Source organism: Pseudomonas sp. GZD-209, assembly GCF_049310485.1.
In the GTDB taxonomy this organism is placed as follows: domain Bacteria; phylum Pseudomonadota; class Gammaproteobacteria; order Pseudomonadales; family Pseudomonadaceae; genus Aquipseudomonas; species Aquipseudomonas sichuanensis.
Genome location: NZ_JBMOWQ010000025.1, coordinates 1 through 22,198, shown reverse-complemented (window position 1 = coordinate 22,198; position 22,198 = coordinate 1). Strand labels below are relative to the sequence as shown.

The following is a 22,198-nucleotide window of genomic DNA, read 5'->3' as shown; positions in this document are numbered from 1 at the left end:
ATGCCTTCAATAGACCGCCGGAACTACCGGTTTATCCCGACAGATCGCCACCGCGCTCTGTTAGAATCCGGCCTTTCCCGTTTGTTTGCGCCGTACGCGGCGCCGTAGAGAGCCTGTTCATGACCGTTACCATCAAGACTGCAGAAGACATCGAGAAGATGCGCATTGCCGGCCGCCTGGCCGCCGAAGTGCTGGAAATGATCGAAGCGCACGTCAAGCCCGGTGTCACCACCGAAGAGCTCGACCGCCTGTGCCATGACTACATCGTCAACGTCCAGCAGGCGATCCCGGCGCCGCTCAACTACAAAGGCTTCCCCAAGTCGATCTGCACCTCGATCAACCATGTGGTATGCCACGGCATCCCCAACGAGAAGCCGCTCAAGGACGGTGACACCATCAACATCGATGTCACCGTGATCAAGGACGGCTACCACGGCGACACCAGCCGCATGTTCCACGTCGGCACCGTCGCCCCCTGGGCCGAGCGCCTGTCGCAGGTCACCCAGGAGTGCCTGTACAAGGCCATCGAACTGGTCAAGCCGGGCTGCCGCCTGGGCGATATCGGCGAAGTGATCCAGAAACACGCCGAGAAGAACGGTTTCTCGGTGGTCCGCGAGTTCTGCGGCCACGGCATCGGCAAGGTGTTCCACGAAGAGCCGCAGATCCTGCACTACGGTCGCGCTGGCACCGGCATGGAACTCAAGGAAGGCATGACCTTCACCATCGAGCCGATGATCAACCAGGGCAAGGCCGACACCAAGGTACTGGGCGACGGCTGGACCGCCATCACCAAGGACCGCAAGCTCTCCGCCCAGTGGGAACACACCCTGGTGGTGACCGCCACCGGCTACGAGGTGTTCACCCTGCGCAAGGACGACACCCTGCCGCGCACCTCGGCCTGATATTCATACACAGGAACGCGACTCGATGCCCCAGGTGGATCCCGAGCTGTTCGACCGTGGCCAGTTCCAGGCGGAACTGGCACTCAAGGCAAGCCCCATCGCCGCTTTCAAGAAAGCCATTCGCATGGCCGGCGAGGTGCTCGACAAGCGTTTCCGTGAAGGCCGCGAGATTCGCCGGCTGATCGAGGACCGCGCCTGGTTCGTCGACAACATCCTGCAGCAGGCCTGGCACCAGTTCAGCTGGGGCCAAGCGGACGGCATCGCCCTGGTGGCGGTCGGCGGCTACGGGCGTGGCGAGTTGCACCCCTGGTCGGACATCGACCTCTTGATCCTGCTCGACGCCGCCGAGCACGAGCAGTACCGCGACGCCATCGAACGCTTCCTCACCCTGCTGTGGGACATCGGCCTGGAAGTCGGCCAGAGCGTGCGCACCGTGGACGAGTGCGCCGAGCAGGCCCGGGCCGACCTCACGGTCATCACCAACCTGATGGAAAGCCGCACCATTGCCGGCCCCGAGTCGCTGCGCCAGCGCATGCTGGAAGTCACCAGCACCGAGCACATGTGGCCGAGCAAGGAGTTCTTCCTGGCCAAGCGCGCCGAACTCAAGGCACGCCACCACAAGTACAACGACACCGAGTACAACCTCGAGCCCAATGTCAAAGGTGGGCCAGGCGGGCTGCGCGACATCCAGACCGTGCTGTGGGTGGCGCGCCGCCAGTACGGCACCCTGAACCTGCACGCGCTGGCCGGCGAAGGCTTCCTGCTGGAGAGCGAGAACGAGTTGTTGGCCTCGTCGCAGGCCTTCCTCTGGCGCGTGCGCTACGCCCTGCACATGCTTGCCGGGCGCGCCGAAGATCGCCTGCTGTTCGACCACCAGCGCAGCATCGCCACGTTGCTGGGCTACAGCGACGAAAACCCCAAGCGCGCCATCGAGCAGTTCATGCAGCAGTACTACCGGGTGGTGATGAGCATCAGCCAGTTGTGCGACCTGATCATCCAGCACTTCGAGGAAGTGATCCTCGCCGATGACGACAGTGGCAGCACCACACCGCTCAATGCCCGCTTCCGCCTGCACGACGGCTATATAGAAGCCGTAAGCCCCAACGTGTTCCGCCGTACGCCGTTCGCCATGCTCGAGATCTTCGTGCTGATGGCCCAGCACCCCGAAATCAAGGGGGTACGCGCCGACACCGTGCGCCTGCTGCGCGAACACCGCCACCTGATCGACGACAAGTTCCGCCACGACATTCGCAACACCAGCCTGTTCATCGAGCTGTTCAAGTGCGAGATCGGCATCCACCGCAACCTGCGCCGGATGAACCGCTACGGCATTCTCGGCCGCTACCTGCCGGAGTTCGGCCTGATCGTCGGGCAGATGCAGCACGACCTGTTCCACATTTATACGGTCGATGCGCACACCCTCAACCTGATCAAGCACCTGCGCAAACTGCAGTACACCCCGGTTTCGGAAAAATTCCCGCTGGCCAGCAAGCTCATGGGGCGCCTGCCCAAATCCGAGCTGATCTACCTGGCCGGGCTGTACCATGACATCGGCAAGGGCCGCCAGGGCGACCACTCCGAGCTGGGCGCCGTCGACGCGCAAGCGTTCTGCGAGCGCCACCAGCTACCCGCCTGGGACAGCCGCCTGATCGTCTGGCTGGTGCTGAACCACCTGGTGATGTCCACCACCGCCCAGCGCAAAGACCTCTCCGACCCGCAGGTGATCAACGATTTCGCCCTGCATGTCGGCGACGAGACACGCCTGGACTACCTCTACGTGCTGACCGTGGCCGACATCAATGCCACCAACCCCAGCCTGTGGAACTCCTGGCGCGCCAGCCTGCTGCGCCAGCTCTACACCGAAACCAAGCGCGCGCTGCGCCGCGGCCTGGAAAACCCGCTGGACCGCGAAGAGCAGATCCGTCAGACACAAACCGCAGCACTGGACATCCTGGTGCGCGAAGGCACCGATCCGGACGACGTGGAACAGCTCTGGTCGCAACTGGGCGATGACTATTTCCTCAAGCACAACGCCGCCGATGTAGCCTGGCACACCGACGCGATTCTCCAGCAGCCGGCCGATGGCGGCCCGCTGGTGCTGATCAAGGAAACCACCCAACGCGAGTTCGAGGGCGGCACGCAGATCTTCATCTACGCCCCCGACCAGCACGACTTCTTCGCCGTGACCGTAGCCGCGATGTCGCAGCTCAACCTGAACATTCACGACGCGCGCATCATCACTTCGAGCAGCCAGTTCACCCTCGACACCTACATCGTGCTCGACAACGACGGCGGCTCGATCGGCGACAACCCGCAGCGGGTCAAACAGATCCGCGACGGCCTGACCGAAGCCCTGCGCAACCCTGAGGACTACCCGACCATCATCCAGCGCCGGGTGCCGCGCCAGCTCAAGCATTTCGACTTTCCACCCCAGGTGACCATCCTCAACGACGCCCAGCGCCCGGTGACCATCCTCGAGATCACCGCCCCTGACCGCCCCGGCCTGCTGGCACGGATCGGGCGGATCTTCCTGGAGTTCGACCTGTCGCTGCAGAACGCCAAGATCGCCACCCTGGGCGAACGCGTGGAAGACGTGTTCTTCATCACCGATGCCGACAACCAGCCGCTGTCCGACCCGCAGCTGTGCAGCCGCCTGCAGGAAGCCATCGTCCAGCAGCTGCAGGCCGGCCAGGCCAGCGACGCCAGCCCTACCCGCATGACCTTTTGACGATTACGAGACCTTGCGCCGATGAACCATGCCTTGACCCAGCTTCAGCCCTACCCGTTCGAGAAACTGCGCGCCCTGCTGGGCACCGTACAACCGGCAGCGGACAAACGCGCCATCGCCCTGTCGATCGGTGAGCCGAAGCATGCATCGCCGGCATTCGTCGCCCAAGCCATGGCCGACAACCTCGACAAGCTGGCGGTGTACCCGAGCACCATCGGCCTGCCCGCCCTGCGCCAGGCCATCGGCCAGTGGTGTGAGCGGCGTTTCGGCGTGCCGGCCGGCTGGCTCGATGCCGACCGCCATATCCTGCCGGTCAACGGCACCCGCGAGGCGCTGTTCGCCTTCACCCAGGCCGTGGTCAACCGTGCCGATGACGGCCTGGTGGTCAGCCCCAACCCGTTCTACCAGATCTACGAAGGCGCGGCGCTGCTGGCCGGCGCCACCCCACATTACCTGCCGTGCCTGGAAGACAATGGCTTCAACCCCGACTTCGACGCCGTGCCGGCCGAAGTCTGGAAGCGCTGCCAGATCCTGTTCCTGTGCTCGCCGGGCAACCCCACCGGTGCGCTGGTGCCGATGGACACCCTGAAGAAGCTGATCGCCCTGGCCGACGAGCACGATTTCGTGATCGCCGCCGACGAGTGCTACAGCGAGCTGTACTTCGACGAAGACGCACCGCCACCGGGCCTGCTGAGCGCCTGCGCCGAGCTTGGCCGCAGTGACTTCAAGCGCTGCGTGGTGTTCCACAGCCTGTCCAAGCGCTCCAACCTGCCAGGCCTGCGCTCGGGCTTCGTGGCCGGCGACGCCAGCATCATCAAGCCGTTTTTGCTGTACCGCACCTACCACGGCTGCGCCATGCCGGTGCAGACCCAACTGGCCAGCGTTGCCGCCTGGCAAGACGAGGCCCATGTGCGCGAGAACCGCGACCAGTACCGCGCCAAGTACGATGCCGTGCTCGACATCCTGCAGCCGGTGATGGACGTTCAGCGCCCGGACGGCAGCTTCTACCTGTGGGCCAAGGTGCCGGGTAACGACGATGCCGCCTTCACCCGCGACCTGTTCGAAGCCGAGCACGTGACCGTGGTGCCAGGTTCTTACCTGTCCCGTGAAGTGGATGGCGTCAACCCGGGTGCCGGGCGCGTGCGCATGGCGCTGGTCGCGCCGCTGGCCGAATGCATCGAGGCGGCCGAGCGCATCCGCGCGTTCCTGAGCAAGCGTTGAACACTAGGGTTTGTGCGAAAAGTCGCCGAGCGGCGATCAGGCAAGGCGAAAACAGGCGAGGAAGCGGAGTTGACTGGTTGTCAATGAGCATTCCGAGCCTGTTTTCAACGCAGCATGATCGTCGCGCAGGCACTTTTCGTACAAAGCCTAGGATGGCCTGCCATCCGCCCAAGATATAACTACTGCATGGCCTGCACGGCCTTGACCAATGCTCTGGCCTCCTTCAACCAGGAGTCCAGAGCATGATCGAACTCATCAACTGCAGGGCCCACGGCCCTGCCCATCACTACCGCCAGAAACGCTCCCTGGGGTATGCCGACAAATTCTGGCCAGCCGCCAGCACCCTGCGCATCACCTTCGTCAACCAGCCCCGCGCATCCCTCAAGCAAGCAATCTTCAACGCGGCCTGCCAATGGCTGCAGTTCGTCAATCTGCGCTTCGAACTGGTCGATGACGAAACCTTCGACGCGCAGATCAAGATCCATACCGGTGGCAGCGTCACCTCGAACTACTCGATGTTCGGCACCGACGCCCGCAGGAGTGCGGGCGCATCGATGGTACTAGGCGTGACACCGGACATGGACAGCTTCGAACGCACGGTCCTCCACGAGTTCGGCCATGCCCTGGGCATGGAACATGAACACCAGCACCCCGAAGCCGAGATCCCCTGGGACATTCCGAAGGTCTACGCCTACTACGCCGCCAAGGGCCATGACCGCGCGACCGTGGATGAGGCTGTGCTGGGCAAGGTCAACAGCCCGAGCATGGCCAAGCTGCCCTACGACCGCACCTCGATCATGCATTATCCAATCGATCAGGCACTTACCTTGGGCGACTGGGAGGTCGGCATCAACTCGCAGATCAGCGAGAAGGACAAAGCCTTCATGCGCATGACCTACCCGCACTGATACGGCTTTGGGCATTGCGCCATCGTGGCACCTGCGCCGCTCGACGAGGTGCCACGCCCTGGGCTGGCCGGCGGCTTGTCCAAGCTGAAAAAACCACCGTCGGGCAAGGCGCGTCCTGTCAGATATCGTCCAGCGATATGCACCGCTCCTGCCCGACCACCAAATCGGATAGTGCGCCTCCATTCAATCGAAAAGGTGCTCACCGATGACCGATGTACTTCTGGCCAACGCGCTCTATCGCCTGCGCGACAAACTGCACACTGGGCCTGCAGCCTCCAGCATCCGCAAGAAACGCTCCCTGGGCGTCCACTCGACCTTCTGGCAGCCCGGGCAATCGCTCAGGATATCCTTCACCGGCACCCCTGATCCGTGGCTGAAAAGGGCGATTTTCCAGACGGCCAGCCAATGGCTCGAGCATGCATACCTGCAGTTCGAGCTCGTCGACGACAACGATGAACGCGCCGAAATCCGCATCCGCACCGACGTCGCCGAAAACGTCAACTACAGCTTGCTGGGACGCGATTCCCTATTCGTCACGGGCGCCAGCATGGCGTTAGGCGTAAGCCTGTCCGACCCCCTGTTCGACCAGATCGTGCTGCATGAATTTGGCCATGCACTGGGCATGGAGCACGAGCATCAACATCCTCATGCCCATATTCCATGGAACCTCGACGCCTTGAGCCAAGGGCTGGCACAGGCCCTGAGCCAGGAGACGAACGATCCGCAGGAGCTGCTGGCAGCCATCGAGACAGAGCTCACCACTCAGTTCCTGCCCCTTGCCGAAGACGACGTACAACCGCTGCTGCCCTACGACGTAGAGTCGATCATGCACTACCCCATCCGGCAGGCGCATACCTGGGGCAACTGGGAAGTCGGGCAGAACACCAAGCTCAGCCAGAAAGACAAACGCTTCATGCGCCTGGTCTATCCAGCGCCAGGTCAGAACGGCTGCCGCAAATGAGCGTATTGCACCTGACTGACGCCGCCGGGCGGATTCGGGCCTTCCTGGTGCGCTGAGCCACCCAGAAACCAGTACCGACCAGCAGGGCAATCCGACGAAATCGAATTGCCCTGCCGTCCAGGGTGAAAACGCCAATCTCGGACTCAGCCAGACCGGCCGTAGAGCCACGCCTCCTCTATCACAGATGAGGCAATAGCCTTGCAGCATTATCTAACGCAGCTGCCCCGCCCGATGCGCCCATTCTCGCAAGCTCCAGCAAATGAGGAACGCATCAATGCAAGACATCCTTTTTGAAGCCTCAATCGAAAAACGACTGAAAGCGTATCGCGTACCGAGCGCACCACGCAGCTCGCGCAAGAAACGCTCAATTGGCGACCATACAACTTTCTGGGGGGTGGGCAGCACGCTCAGGATTTCTTTTGCCGGCCACCCTGAAGAAGACCTGAAGCAGGCGATCGTCGCAGTAGCACGAGCATGGCTGGTGCATGCCAACCTGGACTTCGAACTGGTCGATGATGATGACCAGACCGCCGATATCAGGATCGACACAGCTGTGCCGCCTGCCTTCAACGAAAGCGTGCTCGGTCTTGGCGCGCGGGACATGGACGGCCCCAGCATGAGCCTGGGTGCCCGGCCCGCCGATGAGCATTTCAGGCGTATCGTGCTGCATGAGTTCGGTCATGCCCTGGGCATGGATCACGAGCATCAGCACCCAATGGCCAACATTCCATGGGACTTCGATGCGCTGCGTGCCCTGCTCGCTGAACGCCTCGCGCCAGAGGCAACGAGCGATGAAGAGCTCGAAGCGATGATCGAGGAAACGATCGAAAGCAATTATCTACCCGTTACGTCACAGGATGTCGTCACACTGGATTACGATCCGGCCTCGATCATGCACTACCCGGTCAAACAGGAGTTGACGCTAGGGGATTGGCAAATGCCCGGAAATGACGAGCTCAGCGCCAAGGACAAACAGTTCATGCGCATGGCCTACCCTGGGCGGGAGAACATCGAAGTGTGACGCGCGGTTGCCGGCCAGTCATTTCCCGCCGGGAGTGGCTGGCACGACCACGCCCCCTACCTGACTGCACCGAGGTTTGCTTCACTCATGTCCAGTTCGCCCAACACTTGGCGCACCACCTCATCCCCCACCAAGTGCTGGCGGTGCAGGTTGTACAGCTCCAGCCGCTGCGCCCGCAGTGCACGCAACCGTAAACGACGCTCCAGCAGGTCCATCTGCTCGGCCAGGGCACGGGCCTCGGCGCTGTCGTTGTAACTGTCGAGCTCATCCCGGTACTCAGCCATCAACCGCGCCTTGAGCTCGACCGCCAGGGCGGCCTGGGCGGCGTCCTGCGGTGCGTTGGCGTCGGTCACCTCTTCTGCCTCCAATGCATGGATCGCAGCCTCCGCCGTGCGTCGCCAGGCTTCCTGAACTTCCTGGTGCAGACGCTCATCCGGGCTCCGGGTAACGCCGCGCAGCAGGATGGGCAAGGCAATCACGGCACTGACCAGCGACAACAAGATCACCCCGGCGGCAATGAAGATCAGCAGGTCGCGCTCAGGGAAGGCCTGGCCGGCCCCGATCAGCAACGGAATCGACATCACACCGGCCAGGGTCACCGCCCCGCGTACCCCACCCAGGGTCAACAGCCAGCACGACCGCGCGGTCGGCATCAGCACCAGCGCCGGCTTGCCGCGCCAGCGCCGCACCACGCCGATGGCACGCCAGATGCTCTGCACCCAGACGAAGCGCAGCAACACCAGCGCGGCGAAAATCGCCAGCACGTCCAGACAGCGCCAGGCCAACGCCGGCCAGACGGTCGGCTCGTGACTGACCACCGCCTTGATGATGTCCGGCAATTGCAGGCCCAGCAGCAGGAAGATCAGGCCATTGAAGGCGAATTCGAGCAACGACCAGACACTGCGGTTGAGCAGGCGCGTGCTGGTCTGGCGGGGTAGCAGGTCGAGCCAGCTCTGCATCATGCCGGCGGCCACCGCCGAAAGAATGCCCGACACCCCAAGGCGCTCGGCCAGCACATAGGCGGCGAACGGCAGCAGCAACATGAACACCACGTGGGTGGCCGGGTCGTCCCAGCCGCGGGTGATCATCCACATGCGCAGGCGCCCCACCAGCCAGCTCAGGACCACACCCACCGCCAGGCCACCAAGGGCGACAAGGACGAAGGTGAGGCTGGCTTCGGTCAGAGAGAACACCCCGGTGATGGCCGCGACCAGGGCGAACTTGAAGGTCACCAGGCCCGAGGCGTCGTTCATCAGCGCCTCGCCCTGGAGCATGTGCATCAGTGGTGTGGGCAAACGATCCTGGGCGATGGCCGAGACCGCCACAGCATCGGTGGGCGACAACACCGCCGCCAGGGCGAAGGCGACGGCCAGCGGAATACTCGGCAGCAACCAATGGATGAAGTAACCCGCGCCGACCACGGTGAACAACACCAACCCCACCGCCAGCGCCACCACCGGCCCGCGGATGCGCCACAGCTCGCGCTTGGGCATGCGCCAGCCATCAGCGAACAGTAGCGGCGGCAGGAACAGGAACAGAAACAGTTCCGGGTCCAGCGCCACATGCAGGCCCAGGGTAGGCCAGGCCAGCAAGGCACCTGCGCCGATCTGCACCAACGGCAACGGCAGCGGCACCACGCGCCCCACCAGTTTCGACAGGCTCACCAGCATCAGCAGGATTAGGACGGTATAGGCTGACTGCATCGGCAAGCTTCCTGTTAATCGAAAAACGACAGCGGGGCGAAACATCGCCATTGAAACAATATGTTAGCGGCGACCGGCTATGCTGGACCGCTCCACAATAGTCGCAGCCAGGCCAAGAATATGTAACACAATGCTACCCGCACGCGAATGACACACCTCAAGCCGTGCCATCTGGCCCGCAGCCGTGGCGCCAGCATCCTTGATATCGCATAATCGCCCCCACCCAGTCTTCAAGGAGCATCGGGGACGCCCGGCCAGGCCCGGCAGCCCCAGGCATTCAATGGCTTACACTCTCTACGGCATCAAAGCCTGCGACACCATGAAAAAGGCGCGTACCTGGCTCGAAGACAAGGCCATCGCCTACGAATTCCACGATTACAAAACCCAAGGCATCGACCGTGACAGCCTGAACCGCTGGTGCGACGAACACGGCTGGGAAGTCATCCTCAACCGTGCCGGCACCACCTTCCGCAAGCTGGACGACGCCAGCAAGGCAGACCTCGACCAGGCCAAGGCCGTCGAACTGATGCTGGCCCAGCCGTCGATGATCAAACGCCCGGTGCTGGACCTTGGCGCGCGCACCCTGGTCGGTTTCAAGCCCGACCTGTACGCCGCTGCCCTGGCCTGAGCCCCTACCCTATTTCGCACGAGGTAATCACATGTCCAATACCCTGTTCAGCCTGGCCTTCGGTGTCGGCACCCAGAACCGCCAGGGCGCCTGGCTGGAAGTCTTCTACGCGCAGCCTTTGCTCAATCCATCCGCCGAGCTGGTCGCCGCCATCGCGCCGATCCTTGGCTATGAAGGTGGCAACCAGGCCATCGCCTTCAGCAACGCCCAGGCCGCGCAACTGGCCGAGGCCCTGAAAGGCGTCGATGCCGCCCAGGCCGCCCTGCTGACCCGCCTGGCCGAGAGCCACAAGCCGCTGGTCGCCACCGTGCTGGCCGAAGACGGTGCCCTGGCGTCCACCCCAGAGGCGTACCTCAAGCTGCACCTGCTGTCGCACCGCCTGGTCAAGCCACACGGTGTCTCGCTGGCCGGCATCTTCCCGCTGCTGCCGAACGTGGCCTGGACCAACCAGGGCGCGGTCGACCTGGCCGAGCTGGCCGAGCTGCAACTGGAAGCGCGCCTGAAGGGCGAACTGCTGGAAGTGTTCTCGGTGGACAAGTTCCCGAAGATGACCGACTACGTCGTACCGGCCGGCGTGCGTATCGCCGATGCCGCACGTGTGCGCCTGGGTGCCTACATCGGCGAAGCCACCACCATCATGCACGAAGGCTTCGTCAACTTTAACGCCGGCACCGAAGGCCCGGGCATGATCGAAGGCCGCGTCTCCGCTGGCGTATTCGTCGGCAAGGGCTCGGACCTGGGCGGCGGCTGCTCGACCATGGGCACCCTGTCCGGTGGCGGCAACATCGTCATCAAGGTCGGCGAAGGCTGCCTGATCGGCGCCAACGCCGGTATCGGCATCCCGCTGGGTGATCGCAACACCGTGGAAGCCGGCCTGTACATCACCGCCGGTACCAAGGTGAACCTGCTGGACGAGAACAACCAGTTGGTCAAGGTGGTCAAGGCCCGTGACCTGGCCGGCCAGACCGACCTGCTGTTCCGCCGCAACTCGCTCAACGGCGCAGTGGAGTGCAAGACCCACAAGTCGGCCATCGAGCTGAACGAGGCGCTGCACGCCCACAACTGAAAACCAGCGAGTTCGAAGTGATAAGATCGGGGCTGGCCGCAAGGCCCGCCCCGATTTTTCATTCCAGGCCCCGCGAACATGTTCCAGCCCTCCCCCTGGCGTGCCGACTTCCCCGCCATCGCCGCCCTGCAACGCCAGCACCAGACCTACCTGGACAGCGCCGCGACCACGCAGAAACCGCAGGCCCTGATCGACGCCCTGAGCCACTATTACGGCCATGGCGCGGCCAACGTGCACCGTGCCCAGCACCTGCCGGGCGCCCTCGCCACCCAAGCCTTCGAAGCCAGCCGTGACAAAGCCTGCGCCTGGCTCAATGCCGCCGACTCACGGCAGATCGTCTTCACCCATGGCGCCACTTCAGCGCTGAACCTGCTGGCCTATGGCCTGGAGCACCGCTTCGAGGCTGGCGACGAGATTGCCGTCAGCGCCCTGGAGCACCACGCCAACCTGCTGCCGTGGCAGCAGCTGGCGCAACGTCGTCAAGTGCGCCTGGTGGTGTTGCCGGTGAATGAACACGGCCAGGTCGATCTGGACCAGGCCCTGCAGTTGATCGGCCCACGGACTCGCCTGCTCGCCATCAGCCAACTGTCCAACGTGCTCGGCACCTGGCAACCCCTGGCACCGCTGCTGGCGCACGCCCAGGCCCAGGGCGCGCTGACCGTGGTCGACGGCGCCCAGGGCGTGGTGCATGGCCGCCACGATGTGCAGCAACTGGGCTGCGACTTCTACGTGTTCTCCAGCCACAAACTGTACGGCCCCGACGGTGTCGGCGTGCTGTATGGCCGGCAGCAGGCCCTGGCGCTGCTGCGCCACTGGCAGTTCGGTGGCGAAATGGTGCAACTGGCCGAGTACCAGAGCGCCAGTTTCCGCCCCGCGCCGCTGGGCTTCGAGGCCGGTACGCCGCCCATCGCCAGTGTCATCGCCCTGGGGGCGACCCTGGATTACCTGGCCAGCCTCGATGGCGAGGCCGTCGCCCGCCATGAAACCGGCCTGCACCAGCAACTGCTGCGGGGCCTGGGGGATCGCGAAGGTATTCGCCTGCTGGGTTCGCCACAGGCAGCGCTGGCCAGCTTCATCGTCGAAGGCGTGCACAACGCCGACATCGCCCACCTGCTGACCGAACAGGGCATTGCCGTGCGGGCCGGTCATCATTGCGCCATGCCGTTGCTCAAGGGCATGGGGCTGGAAGGGGCGATCCGTGTATCGCTGGGGCTGTACAACGACAGCGATGACCTGCAGCGCTTCTTCGACGCGCTCGACCAAGGCCTGGAGCTGCTGCGATGAGCCTGTCGCCAGAAGCCAGCCAGGCGCTGGAGAGTTTCGAGCAGGCGCGCGGCTGGGAGCAGCGGGCACGGCTGCTGATGCAGTGGGGGGATCGGCTGCAAGCGCTGGACGACACTGAGAAAACCGAGGCCAACCGGGTGCATGGGTGCGAGAGCCTGGTGTGGCTGGTGGCCGCGCAAGAAAACGGCCAGTGGCGGTTCAAGGCCAGCAGTGATGCGCGGTTGTTGCGCGGTTTGCTGGCGCTGTTGCTGGTAAGGGTGCAGGGGCTGGCCAGTGATGAATTGGCCAAAGTGGATCTGGGCGACTGGTTCAGCCAACTGGGGTTGGAGCGCCAACTATCGCCATCGCGCAGCAATGGGCTGCATGCGGTGTTGCAGCGGATGGCTGAGCTCCAGCGCTAAAACCATCGCGGGGTAAGCCCGCCCCCACAAGCTGGACTGCCCCCAAGAAGTTGGACACCAAGGCAACGTGGGAGCGGGCTTGCCCCGCGATGGCCTATTCTGCCTTGACCCGCTCCGACGGCCGCCGCGCGCCGGCAACCAGCTTCTCCACCGCCTTGCTCGCCGCCACCATGCCGAATGTCGCGGTCACCATCATCACCGCGCCAAAACCACCCGAACAATCCAAGCGCACGCCTTCACCGACGAAGCTCTTCTGCAGGCACACGCTGCCATCGCCCTTGGGGTAGCGCAGCTGTTCGCTGGAGAACACGCAGGGCACCTGGTAATTGCGGCTGGTGTTGCGCGAGAAGTTGTAATCCCGGCGCAGGGTCGAGCGCACCCGCGAGGCCAGCGGGTCGTTGAAGGTCTTGTTCAGGTCGCCGATCTGGATACGCGTCGGGTCGATCTGCCCACCCGCGCCACCGGTGGTGATGATGGCGATCTTGCGCCGCTTGCACCAGGCAATCAGCGCGGCCTTGGCCATCACGCTGTCGATGCAGTCGATCACGCAATCCATCTGCTCGGTGATGTACTCGGCCATGGTCTCGCGGGTGACGAAGTCGGCCACCGCATGCACCGTGCAGGCCGGATTGATCGCCCGCAGGCGTTCGGCCATCACCTCGACCTTGGGCCGCCCCACCTGGCCATCCAGCGCATGGGCCTGGCGGTTGGTGTTGCTGACGCAGACGTCGTCGAGGTCGAACAGGCTGATCTCACCCACGCCGCTACGTGCCAAGGCCTCGGCCGCCCACGAGCCCACCCCGCCGATGCCGACGATGGCCACATGGGCCTGGCGCAGGCGTTGCAGCCCGTCATCGCCGTACAGCCGGGCGACGCCGGCAAAGCGTGGATCTTCTGTGCTCATGTTCGTACCCCAGGCCAATACCTCGAAAATCGGCGCGCAGTATAAGCCAAGCGCCTGGATTAGGGGCTGCCGTTGGCAAGTGTCCTACCAAGCCTGCTTTAATGTCCTATCAGACAAAAAGATCTGGACGACAATCAGGCGGGCACAGAACTTCATCCTCTGCCGAAAATCCAAAGGATTGCCTTCTTCGGTAAGCGTAGGACCAACGCACCGGAGACACCGCCCCGCCCTCAGCTTCGGAACCTCGAACCCTTATGTCATCACGCAAATTCGGCCTCAACCTGGTGGTGGTCCTGGCCATCGCCGCGCTGTTCAGCGGGTTCTGGGCGCTCATCAACCGCCCGGTGTCCGCCCCTGCCTGGCCGGAGCAGATCTCCGGTTTTTCCTATTCGCCGTTCCGCCTCGGTGAAAGCCCGCAAAAGGGCCAGTACCCGACCGAGGACGAGATTCGCCAGGACCTGGAACAGCTGAACAAGCTGACCGACAACATCCGCATCTATACCGTCGAAGGCACCCAGGCCGAGGTGCCGCGGCTGGCCGAGGAACTGGGCCTGCGGGTTACCCTGGGCATCTGGATCAGCAAGGACCTGGAGCGCAACGAGCGTGAAATCGAAAAAGCCATCGGCATTGCCAATACCTCCCGCAGCGTGGTGCGGGTGGTGGTGGGCAACGAAGCGCTGTTCCGCGAAGAGGTCACCCCCGAGGAACTGATCGCTTACCTCGACCGCGTGCGCAAGGCCGTTAAAGTGCCGGTGACCACCAGCGAGCAGTGGCACATCTGGAAGGAACACCCCGAGCTTGCCAAGCATGTCGACCTGATCGCCGCGCACATCCTGCCGTACTGGGAGTTCGTGCCGATGAAGGACTCGGTGCAGTTCGTCCTCGACCGCGCCCGCGAGTTGCGCAAGCAGTTCCCGCGCAAGCCGCTGCTGCTCTCGGAGGTCGGCTGGCCGAGCAATGGCCGCATGCGCGGCGGCGCCGATGCCACCCAGGCTGACCAGGCCATCTACCTGCGCACCTTGGTCAACACCCTCAACCGCCGCGGCTACAACTACTTCGTCATCGAAGCCTACGACCAGCCGTGGAAAGCCAGCGACGAAGGCTCGGTAGGTGCGTACTGGGGCGTGTTCAACGCCGAGCGCCAGCAGAAGTTCAACTTCGAAGGCCCGATCGTCGCCATCCCGCAATGGCGCGCCCTGGCCGTGGCCTCGGTGGTGCTGGCGATGATCGCACTGATGGTGCTGTTCATCGACGGCTCGGCGCTGCGCCAGCGCGGGCGCACCTTCCTGACCTTCATCACCTTCCTGTGCGGGTCGGTGCTGGTGTGGATCGCCTACGACTACAGCCAGCAGTACAGCACCTGGTTCAGCATGACCGTGGGCGTGCTGCTGGCACTGGGTGCGCTGGGTGTGTTCATCGTGCTGCTGACCGAGGCCCATGAACTGGCCGAAGCCGTGTGGACACACAAGCGCAGGCGCGAATTCCTGCCGGTGCACGCCGACAGCGCCTATCGCCCGAAAGTGTCGGTGCATGTGCCGTGCTACAACGAGCCGCCCGAGATGGTCAAACAGACCCTCGACGCCCTCGCCGCACTGGACTACCCCGACTACGAAGTGCTGGTGATCGACAACAACACCAAGGACCCGGCCGTGTGGGAGCCGCTCAAGGCCCACTGTGAAAAGCTGGGCGAGCGCTTCAAGTTCTTCCACGTCGCGCCCCTGGCCGGCTTCAAGGGCGGCGCGCTCAACTACCTGATCCCGCATACCGCCAAGGACGCCGAAGTGATCGCGGTGATCGACTCGGACTACTGCGTCGACCGCAACTGGCTCAAGCACATGGTGCCGCACTTCGCCGACCCGAAGATCGCCGTGGTGCAGTCGCCCCAGGACTACCGCGACCAGCACGAAAGCGCCTTCAAGAAGCTGTGCTACAGCGAGTACAAGGGCTTCTTCCACATCGGCATGGTCACCCGCAACGACCGTGACGCGATCATCCAGCACGGCACCATGACCATGACCCGGCGCTCGGTGCTCGAAGAGCTGGGCTGGGCCGAATGGTGCATCTGCGAGGATGCCGAGCTGGGCCTGCGGGTGTTCGAAAAAGGCCTGTCGGCCGCCTACGCCCACAACAGCTACGGCAAGGGCCTGATGCCCGACACCTTCATCGACTTCAAGAAGCAGCGCTTCCGCTGGGCCTACGGCGCCATCCAGATCATCAAGCACCATGCCAGCGCCCTGCTGCGCGGCAAGGACAGCGAGCTGACCCGCGGCCAGCGCTATCACTTCCTGGCCGGCTGGCTGCCGTGGATCGCCGATGGCATGAACATCTTCTTCACCGTCGGCGCGCTGTTGTGGTCGGCGGCGATGATCATCGTGCCGCACCGGGTCGACCCGCCGCTGATGATGTTCGCCATCCCGCCGCTGGCGCTGTTCTTCTTCAAGGTCGGCAAGATCGTGTTCCTCTACCGCCGTGCGGTGGGGGTAAACCTGAAGGATGCCTTCGCTGCCGCCCTGGCGGGCCTGGCGCTGTCGCACACCATCGCCAAGGCGGTGCTGTACGGCTTCTTCACCAGCAGCATGCCGTTCTTCCGCACGCCAAAGAACGCCGACAGCCATGGCCTGCTGGTGGCCATCTCCGAAGCGCGGGAAGAACTGTTCATCATGCTCCTGCTGTGGGGCGCAGCCGGCGGCATCTACCTGGTGCAGGGCCTGCCGAGCTCGGACATGCGCTTCTGGGTGGCCATGCTGCTGGTGCAGTCGCTGCCGTATCTGGCGGCGTTGATCATGGCCTTCCTGTCTTCGCTGCCCAAGCCTGCGGAAAAGGCAGCCGAGCCGCAACAGGCTTGAGAATGCCGGGGGGCGCTGTGCGCCCCTTACGCGACACAAGGCCGCCGATCCCCTGCAGGAGCGGCCTTGTGTCGCGAAAGGGCCGCACAGCGGCCCCATTGGCCTGTCAGTTTGATATAAGATAACGCCCTTCAGTTTACCCGCCTTGCCTGCCCCCCGGAGTCCCCCATGACGGCCCCCGCCGAGCTTTCGCCTACCCTGCAACTGGCCTGCGACCTGATCCGCCGCCCCTCGGTCACCCCGGTTGACGCCGACTGCCAGGCGCAAATGATGAACCGCCTGGGCGCCGTCGGCTTCCAGCTCGAGCCGATGCGTTTCGAAGACGTCGACAATTTCTGGGCCACCCACGGTACCCAGGACGGCCCGGTGCTGTGCTTCGCCGGCCACACCGACGTAGTGCCTACCGGCCCGGTGCAGCAATGGCAGCATGAGCCGTTCGAAGCGCTGATCGATGCCGACGGCATGCTCTGCGGCCGAGGCGCCGCCGACATGAAAGGCAGCCTGGCTTCGATGGTGGTGGCCAGCGAACGCTTCGTGCAGGACTACCCGAACCACCGTGGCAAGGTCGCCTTCCTGATCACCAGCGACGAAGAAGGCCCGGCCCACCACGGCACCAAGGCCGTGGTCGAGCTGCTCAAGGCGCGCAACGAGCGCCTGGACTGGTGCATCGTCGGCGAACCGTCGAGCACCACCCTGCTCGGCGATGTGGTCAAGAACGGCCGCCGTGGCTCCCTCGGCGCCAAGCTGACCATCCGCGGCAAGCAGGGCCACGTGGCCTACCCGCACCTGGCGCGCAATCCGATCCACCTGGCCGCACCGGCCCTGGCGGAACTGGCGGCCGAGCACTGGGACGAGGGCAACGCGTTCTTCCCGCCGACCAGCTTCCAGATCTCCAACCTCAACTCGGGCACCGGTGCCACCAACGTGGTGCCGGGCGAACTGACCGCGCTGTTCAACTTCCGCTTCTCCACCGAGTCCACCGTCGAAGGCCTGCAACAGCGGGTCGCGGCGATCCTCGACAAGCATCAGCTGGAGTGGTCGATCGACTGGGCGCTGTCGGGCCTGCCGTTCCTCACCGAGCCGGGCGAGCTGCTCGACGCGGTCGCCTCGAGCATCAAGGCGACCACCGGCCGCGACACCCAGCCCTCGACCAGCGGCGGCACCTCCGATGGCCGCTTCATCGCCACCATGGGCACCCAGGTGGTCGAGCTCGGCCCGGTCAACGCCACCATCCACCAGGTGGACGAGCGCATCCTGGCCAGCGACCTCGACCTTTTGACCGAGATCTACTACCAGACCCTGGTGCGGTTGCTCGCCTGATGCTCGCCTGCCCACTCTGCCAGGCGCCCCTGGCGCGGCTCGACAACGGCGTGGCCTGCCCTGCCGGCCACCGTTTCGACCGTGCCCGCCAGGGCTACCTGAACCTGCTGCCGGTGCAGCACAAGAACAGCCGCGACCCCGGCGACAACCAGGCCATGGTCGAAGCCCGCCGCGGCTTCCTCGACGCCGGCCACTATGCGCCGGTGGCCCGCCGCCTGGCGCAACTGGCCGCCGAGCGCCAGCCTGGCGCCTGGCTGGACATCGGCTGCGGCGAGGGTTACTACACCGCCCAGTTGGCCGAGGCGCTGCCACAGGCCGAGGGTTACGCCCTGGACATCTCCCGCGAGGCGGTCAAGCGTGCCTGCCGACGCGCCCCGCAGGTCACCTGGATGGTCGCCAGCATGGCCCGCGTTCCCCTGCAGGACGCCAGCTGCGGCTTCATCGCCAGCGTGTTCAGCCCGCTCGACTGGGACGAGGCCCGGCGCCTGCTGGCCCCCGGCGGCGGTCTGATGCGGGTCGGCCCGACCAGCGGCCACCTGATGGAACTGCGCGAGGTGCTCTACGATGAAGTACGCCCCTACGCCGATGACAAGCACCTGGCCCTGGTCCCCGAGGGCATGGCCCACGCCCACGGTGAAGTGCTCGAATTCCGCCTGAGCCTGGCCGAGCCCCAGGCCCGTGCCGACCTGCTGGCCATGACCCCGCACGGCTGGCGCGCCAGCGCCGAGAAACGCGCCCGGGTGATCGACCAGCCCGAGCCGTTCGAGGTCACGGTTTCCATGCGTTATGACTATTTCGTGCGCCAAGCCTGAGCACACCCCGGAGCCCCTTATGCGCCAACCCGATATCGAGATTTACCTGAAGGACGCCGACGTCGATCACAAGCAGATCGCCGCCTGGCTGGCCGAGGCCTTGGGCCCGTGCAGCGAATGGAAGCAGAAAGGCCAGACCTTCAAGTGCATGGCCGGTAACATTCCGGTCACCTGGTTACCGAAGGCTGTGGGGAAATGGAACAGCCTGCTGCTGGAAAGCGACCAGACCCCATGGGCCGATGACATCGCCTGCGCCCACGCGGCGTTCGCCGCGCTCAACGTCGAAGTACGTTGTGCACCGGGTAGCTGGACAGAGGAACAAGGGGAAGAAGATGCCGATCGCTGGATCCGCATCAGCGCCGACGGTGAAGAAGAAATCACCTGGCGCACACACTGAAACATGATCGCATCAGGCTGCAAGTTCCACGGACAACTTGCAGCTTGAGCGTGCAGTCAGCGGCTTAGAGCCCGACTACATCCTCCGCCTGCAGGCCTTTCTGGCCCTGCACGAGTGCGTACTCCACCTGCTGCCCTTCGACCAGGGTGCGATGCCCCTCACCGCGGATAGCCCGATAGTGGACGAACACATCCGCACCACCGTCGCGCTGAATGAAGCCATAACCTTTGGCATCGTTGAACCACTTCACATTCCCAGTCTCACGAGACGACATCTGCACTACTCCGGATTTTTATTTTGAAGATCGCCTTGCTGGCATGGGCTCACCGCCCCTGCCGTCACAGCTTGCTCAAATAGTAAGCAAGCGGCAGGCCGAGTATATGACAGGGAACAAAAAAAATTCATTACAGCCCTGATTTTTGCCGATTTTTGCTGAACTTACGCAGATACGGCAGACTAACGTCCAGAAAAACACCGAAACATCTCACCCAGGGCACCTACCCCATGACCCGTTCCCCCCTGCGCCGCCTGATCTTCGGCGCCCTGCGCCGCGTGCTGTACCTATGGGTGCGCTCCGAGACCATCAACCAGTCCTCGCTGACCCTCAAGCTCGACCGCAGCCGCCCGGTGTTCTACGCCCTGCCCTCGCCCTCGCTGACCGACCTGGCCGTGATCGACCACGAATGCACCAAAGCGGGGCTGCCACGCCCGGTATTGCCGGTGGCGGTCGGCCCGCTGCAGGAGCCTGCCGGTTTCTTCTACCTGACCCCCGACCCCGACTGGCTCGGCCGCCACGACAAACGTGGCGCGCCACCGACCCTGGAGCGCCTGGTCGCAGCGATCAGCCAGCATGCCGAGGAGGACGCGCAGATCATCCCGGTCAGCGTGTTCTGGGGCCAGACCCCAGCCAGCGAGTCGAGCCCCTGGAAACTGCTGTTCGCCGATAGCTGGGCAGTCACCGGGCGCCTGCGCCGGCTGCTGAGCATCCTCATTCTGGGGCGCAAGACCCGGGTGCAGTTCTCCGCGCCTATCCACCTGCGCGAGCTGGTGGGCCACAACAAAGGCCATGAGCGCACCGTGCGCATGGCCCAGCGGCTGATGCGCGTGCATTTTCGCAACCTCAAGACTGCGGTGATCGGCCCGGACATCTCGCACCGGCGCAACCTGGTCAAGGGCCTGATGCACGACCCACTGGTGCGCCAGGCCATCAGCGACGAGGCCGAGCGCGAGAAGATCCCCTACGCCAAGGCAGAGGCCAAGGCACTGCACTACGGCAACGAGATCGCCTCGGACTACACCTACACCGCGATCCGCTTCCTCGAAGTGGTGCTCAGCTGGTTCTGGAACAAGATCTACGACGGCATCAAGGTCAACCACATCGAGCAGGTGCAGGGCATCGCCCCGGGCCACGAAGTGATCTACGTGCCCTGCCACCGCAGCCACATCGACTACCTGCTGCTGTCCTACCTGCTGTTCCGCAATGGCCTGACGCCGCCGCACATCGCTGCCGGCATCAACCTCAACATGCCGGTGATCGGCGGCCTGCTGCGCCGCGGCGGTGCCTTCTTCATGCGCCGCACCTTCAAGGGCAACCCGCTGTACACCGCGGTGTTCAACGAATACCTGCACACCCTGTTCACCAAGGGTTTCCCGGTGGAGTACTTCGTCGAGGGCGGGCGTTCGCGCACCGGGCGCATGCTGCAGCCACGCACCGGCATGCTGGCGATCACCCTGCGCAGTTTCCTGCGCTCGTCGCGTACGCCGATCGTGTTCGTGCCGGTGTACATCGGCTATGAGCGAGTGCTGGAAGGCCGCACCTACCTGGGTGAGCTGCGTGGCGCGAGCAAGAAGAAAGAGTCGATCTTCGACATCTTCAAGGTCTTCGGTGCCCTCAGGCAGCGCTTTGGCCAGGTGTACGTCAACTTCGGCGAGCCGATCCGCCTGGCCGGCTTCCTCGACCAGCAGCAGCCCGGCTGGCGCGAGCAGTCACTGGCCCCGCAGTTCCGCCCGGACTGGCTCAACGACACCACCACGCGCCTGGGCGAAACCGTGGCCCGCCACCTCAACGAGGCGGCGGCGGTCAACCCGGTCAACCTGGTGGCCCTGGCGCTGCTGTCGACCAGCCGTATGGCCCTCGATGAGCGCGCCCTGACCCGTGTGCTCGACCTGTACCTGGCCTTGCTGCGCCAGGTGCCCTACTCGCCCCACACCACCTTGCCCGAGGGCGACGGCAGTGCGCTGATCAAGCATGTGCTGGGCATGGACCTGCTGGCCGAGCAGAAGGACGCGCTGGGCCGCATCCTGTATCTGGACGAAGCCAACGCGGTGCTGATGACCTACTACCGCAACAACGTTCTGCACATCTTCGCCCTGCCGGCGCTGCTGGCGAGCTTCTTCCTCAGCAGCTCGCGCATGAGCCGCGAGCTGGTCGGGCAGTACGTCAAGGCGCTGTACCCGTACCTGCAGGCCGAGCTGTTCCTGCGTTGGGCGCCCGAGCAACTGGACGAGGTCATCGACCAGTGGCTGGCGGCGCTGGTCGAGCAAGGCCTGCTGCGCTTCGAGAACGGCGTGTACCTGCGCCCGGCCCCCAGCTCGCGGCAGTTCGTTCTGCTGACGCTGCTGGCGCGCACCATCACCCAGACCCTGCAGCGCTTCTACATGGCCACCTCGTTGCTGCTCAACAGCGGGCAGCACACGCTGACTGCCGAAGAACTGGAGGCGCTTTGCGTGATGATGGCCCAGCGCCTGTCGATCCTGCATGGGCTCAACGCCCCGGAGTTCTTCGACAAGACCCTGTTCCGCCACTTTATCCAGACCTTGGTGCGCGAAGGGGTGCTGCACCCCGACGGCAACGGCAAGCTGGGTTACCACGACAAACTGGCCGAACTGGCCGAAGGCGTGGCCAAGCGTGTGCTGTCGGCGGAGTTGCGTTTGTCGATTCGCCAGGTGGCGCTGCACCGCGATGAAACACCGGAGCCTGCGCCCTCCGAGTGAACTGGCCTTGGTGCGCCCAGGGCCGCTGCGCAGCCCATCGCCGGCAAGCCGGCTCCCCAACAAGAGGGGGAAGCACCTTCGGAAGAAATCTGCTTCTCAGGG

General features: G+C 64.3%; 18 protein-coding genes. 15 read left to right on the top strand and 3 right to left on the bottom strand.

The features are described 5' to 3' along the window. Positions 1-119: 119 nt before the first annotated feature. From map to ACO6VM_RS04035, 6 genes are all read left to right on the top strand, one after another. Positions 120-902 (top strand): type I methionyl aminopeptidase, encoded by a 783-nt coding sequence (gene map, locus ACO6VM_RS04060; protein ID WP_110992424.1) that lies wholly within the window; start codon positions 120-122, stop codon positions 900-902. A gap of 25 nt (positions 903-927) precedes the next feature. Then, a complete protein-coding gene (locus ACO6VM_RS04055; RefSeq protein ID WP_422402792.1) occupies positions 928-3,630 on the top strand; it encodes a [protein-PII] uridylyltransferase in 2,703 nt (900 codons plus the stop codon). 21 nt (positions 3,631-3,651) lie between these two features. Further along, positions 3,652-4,851 (top strand): succinyldiaminopimelate transaminase, encoded by a 1,200-nt coding sequence (dapC, locus tag ACO6VM_RS04050; RefSeq protein ID WP_401056732.1) that lies wholly within the window; start codon positions 3,652-3,654, stop codon positions 4,849-4,851. 242 nt (positions 4,852-5,093) lie between these two features. Continuing rightward, the gene (locus tag ACO6VM_RS04045) at positions 5,094-5,759 is read left to right on the top strand and encodes a M12 family metallopeptidase (protein WP_401056733.1); all 666 of its coding nucleotides are present in this window, start codon (positions 5,094-5,096) and stop codon (positions 5,757-5,759) included. A gap of 205 nt (positions 5,760-5,964) precedes the next feature. Further along, positions 5,965-6,720: a peptidase M12 gene (locus ACO6VM_RS04040; RefSeq protein WP_401056734.1), complete on the top strand. Its 756-nt coding sequence runs from the start codon at positions 5,965-5,967 to the stop codon at positions 6,718-6,720. Positions 6,721-6,994: 274 nt separating this feature from the next. Then, positions 6,995-7,741, top strand: a complete 747-nt coding sequence (locus ACO6VM_RS04035) for a peptidase M12 (RefSeq protein ID WP_401056735.1) — start codon at positions 6,995-6,997, stop codon at positions 7,739-7,741. Positions 7,742-7,797: 56 nt separating this feature from the next. On the opposite strand, the gene ACO6VM_RS04030 is transcribed toward ACO6VM_RS04035, so the two are convergent. Next, positions 7,798-9,444, bottom strand: coding sequence for a Na+/H+ antiporter (locus ACO6VM_RS04030; protein WP_390968066.1), 1,647 nt, complete (start codon positions 9,442-9,444; stop codon positions 7,798-7,800). A 280-nt stretch (positions 9,445-9,724) separates the two neighbouring features. Between ACO6VM_RS04030 and ACO6VM_RS04025 the strand changes: the two genes are divergently transcribed. The 4 genes from ACO6VM_RS04025 (at position 9,725) to ACO6VM_RS04010 (ending at position 12,823) form a co-directional block, all read left to right on the top strand. After that, positions 9,725-10,072, top strand: a complete 348-nt coding sequence (locus tag ACO6VM_RS04025; protein ID WP_125465221.1) for an ArsC family reductase — start codon at positions 9,725-9,727, stop codon at positions 10,070-10,072. A 31-nt stretch (positions 10,073-10,103) separates the two neighbouring features. Beyond that, a complete protein-coding gene (gene dapD / locus ACO6VM_RS04020; RefSeq protein ID WP_125465222.1) occupies positions 10,104-11,138 on the top strand; it encodes a 2,3,4,5-tetrahydropyridine-2,6-dicarboxylate N-succinyltransferase in 1,035 nt (344 codons plus the stop codon). A gap of 78 nt (positions 11,139-11,216) precedes the next feature. Continuing rightward, a complete protein-coding gene (locus tag ACO6VM_RS04015; protein WP_422402791.1) occupies positions 11,217-12,422 on the top strand; it encodes an aminotransferase class V-fold PLP-dependent enzyme in 1,206 nt (401 codons plus the stop codon). Beyond that, complete coding sequence (locus ACO6VM_RS04010) at positions 12,419-12,823, top strand: SufE family protein (RefSeq protein ID WP_422402790.1); 405 nt, start codon at positions 12,419-12,421, stop codon at positions 12,821-12,823. The genes ACO6VM_RS04015 and ACO6VM_RS04010 overlap by 4 nt, the downstream gene beginning before the upstream one ends. A 94-nt stretch (positions 12,824-12,917) precedes the next feature. Here ACO6VM_RS04010 and tcdA read toward each other — a convergent pair whose 3' ends face one another. Then, positions 12,918-13,727: a tRNA cyclic N6-threonylcarbamoyladenosine(37) synthase TcdA gene (tcdA, locus tag ACO6VM_RS04005; RefSeq protein ID WP_390968071.1), complete on the bottom strand. Its 810-nt coding sequence runs from the start codon at positions 13,725-13,727 to the stop codon at positions 12,918-12,920. A 254-nt stretch (positions 13,728-13,981) separates the two neighbouring features. Between tcdA and ACO6VM_RS04000 the strand changes: the two genes are divergently transcribed. The 4 genes from ACO6VM_RS04000 (at position 13,982) to ACO6VM_RS03985 (ending at position 19,102) form a co-directional block, all read left to right on the top strand. After that, positions 13,982-16,573 (top strand): glycosyltransferase, encoded by a 2,592-nt coding sequence (locus tag ACO6VM_RS04000; RefSeq protein WP_422402789.1) that lies wholly within the window; start codon positions 13,982-13,984, stop codon positions 16,571-16,573. A 168-nt stretch (positions 16,574-16,741) separates the two neighbouring features. After that, a complete protein-coding gene (gene dapE, locus ACO6VM_RS03995; RefSeq protein WP_401056740.1) occupies positions 16,742-17,893 on the top strand; it encodes a succinyl-diaminopimelate desuccinylase in 1,152 nt (383 codons plus the stop codon). After that, on the top strand, positions 17,893-18,705 hold the full coding sequence (locus ACO6VM_RS03990; protein ID WP_153787546.1) for a putative RNA methyltransferase: 813 nt from the start codon (positions 17,893-17,895) through the stop codon (positions 18,703-18,705). The genes dapE and ACO6VM_RS03990 overlap by 1 nt, the downstream gene beginning before the upstream one ends. A gap of 19 nt (positions 18,706-18,724) precedes the next feature. Continuing rightward, the gene (locus ACO6VM_RS03985) at positions 18,725-19,102 is read left to right on the top strand and encodes a hypothetical protein (RefSeq protein ID WP_125465232.1); all 378 of its coding nucleotides are present in this window, start codon (positions 18,725-18,727) and stop codon (positions 19,100-19,102) included. A 64-nt stretch (positions 19,103-19,166) separates the two neighbouring features. Here the strand turns inward: ACO6VM_RS03985 and ACO6VM_RS03980 are convergent, their stop codons facing one another. Beyond that, a complete protein-coding gene (locus tag ACO6VM_RS03980; protein ID WP_110992443.1) occupies positions 19,167-19,376 on the bottom strand; it encodes a cold-shock protein in 210 nt (69 codons plus the stop codon). A 230-nt stretch (positions 19,377-19,606) separates the two neighbouring features. Between ACO6VM_RS03980 and plsB the strand changes: the two genes are divergently transcribed. Beyond that, positions 19,607-22,096, top strand: a complete 2,490-nt coding sequence (gene plsB, locus ACO6VM_RS03975) for a glycerol-3-phosphate 1-O-acyltransferase PlsB (protein WP_422402788.1) — start codon at positions 19,607-19,609, stop codon at positions 22,094-22,096. The last annotated feature ends 102 nt before the right edge of the window (positions 22,097-22,198 follow it).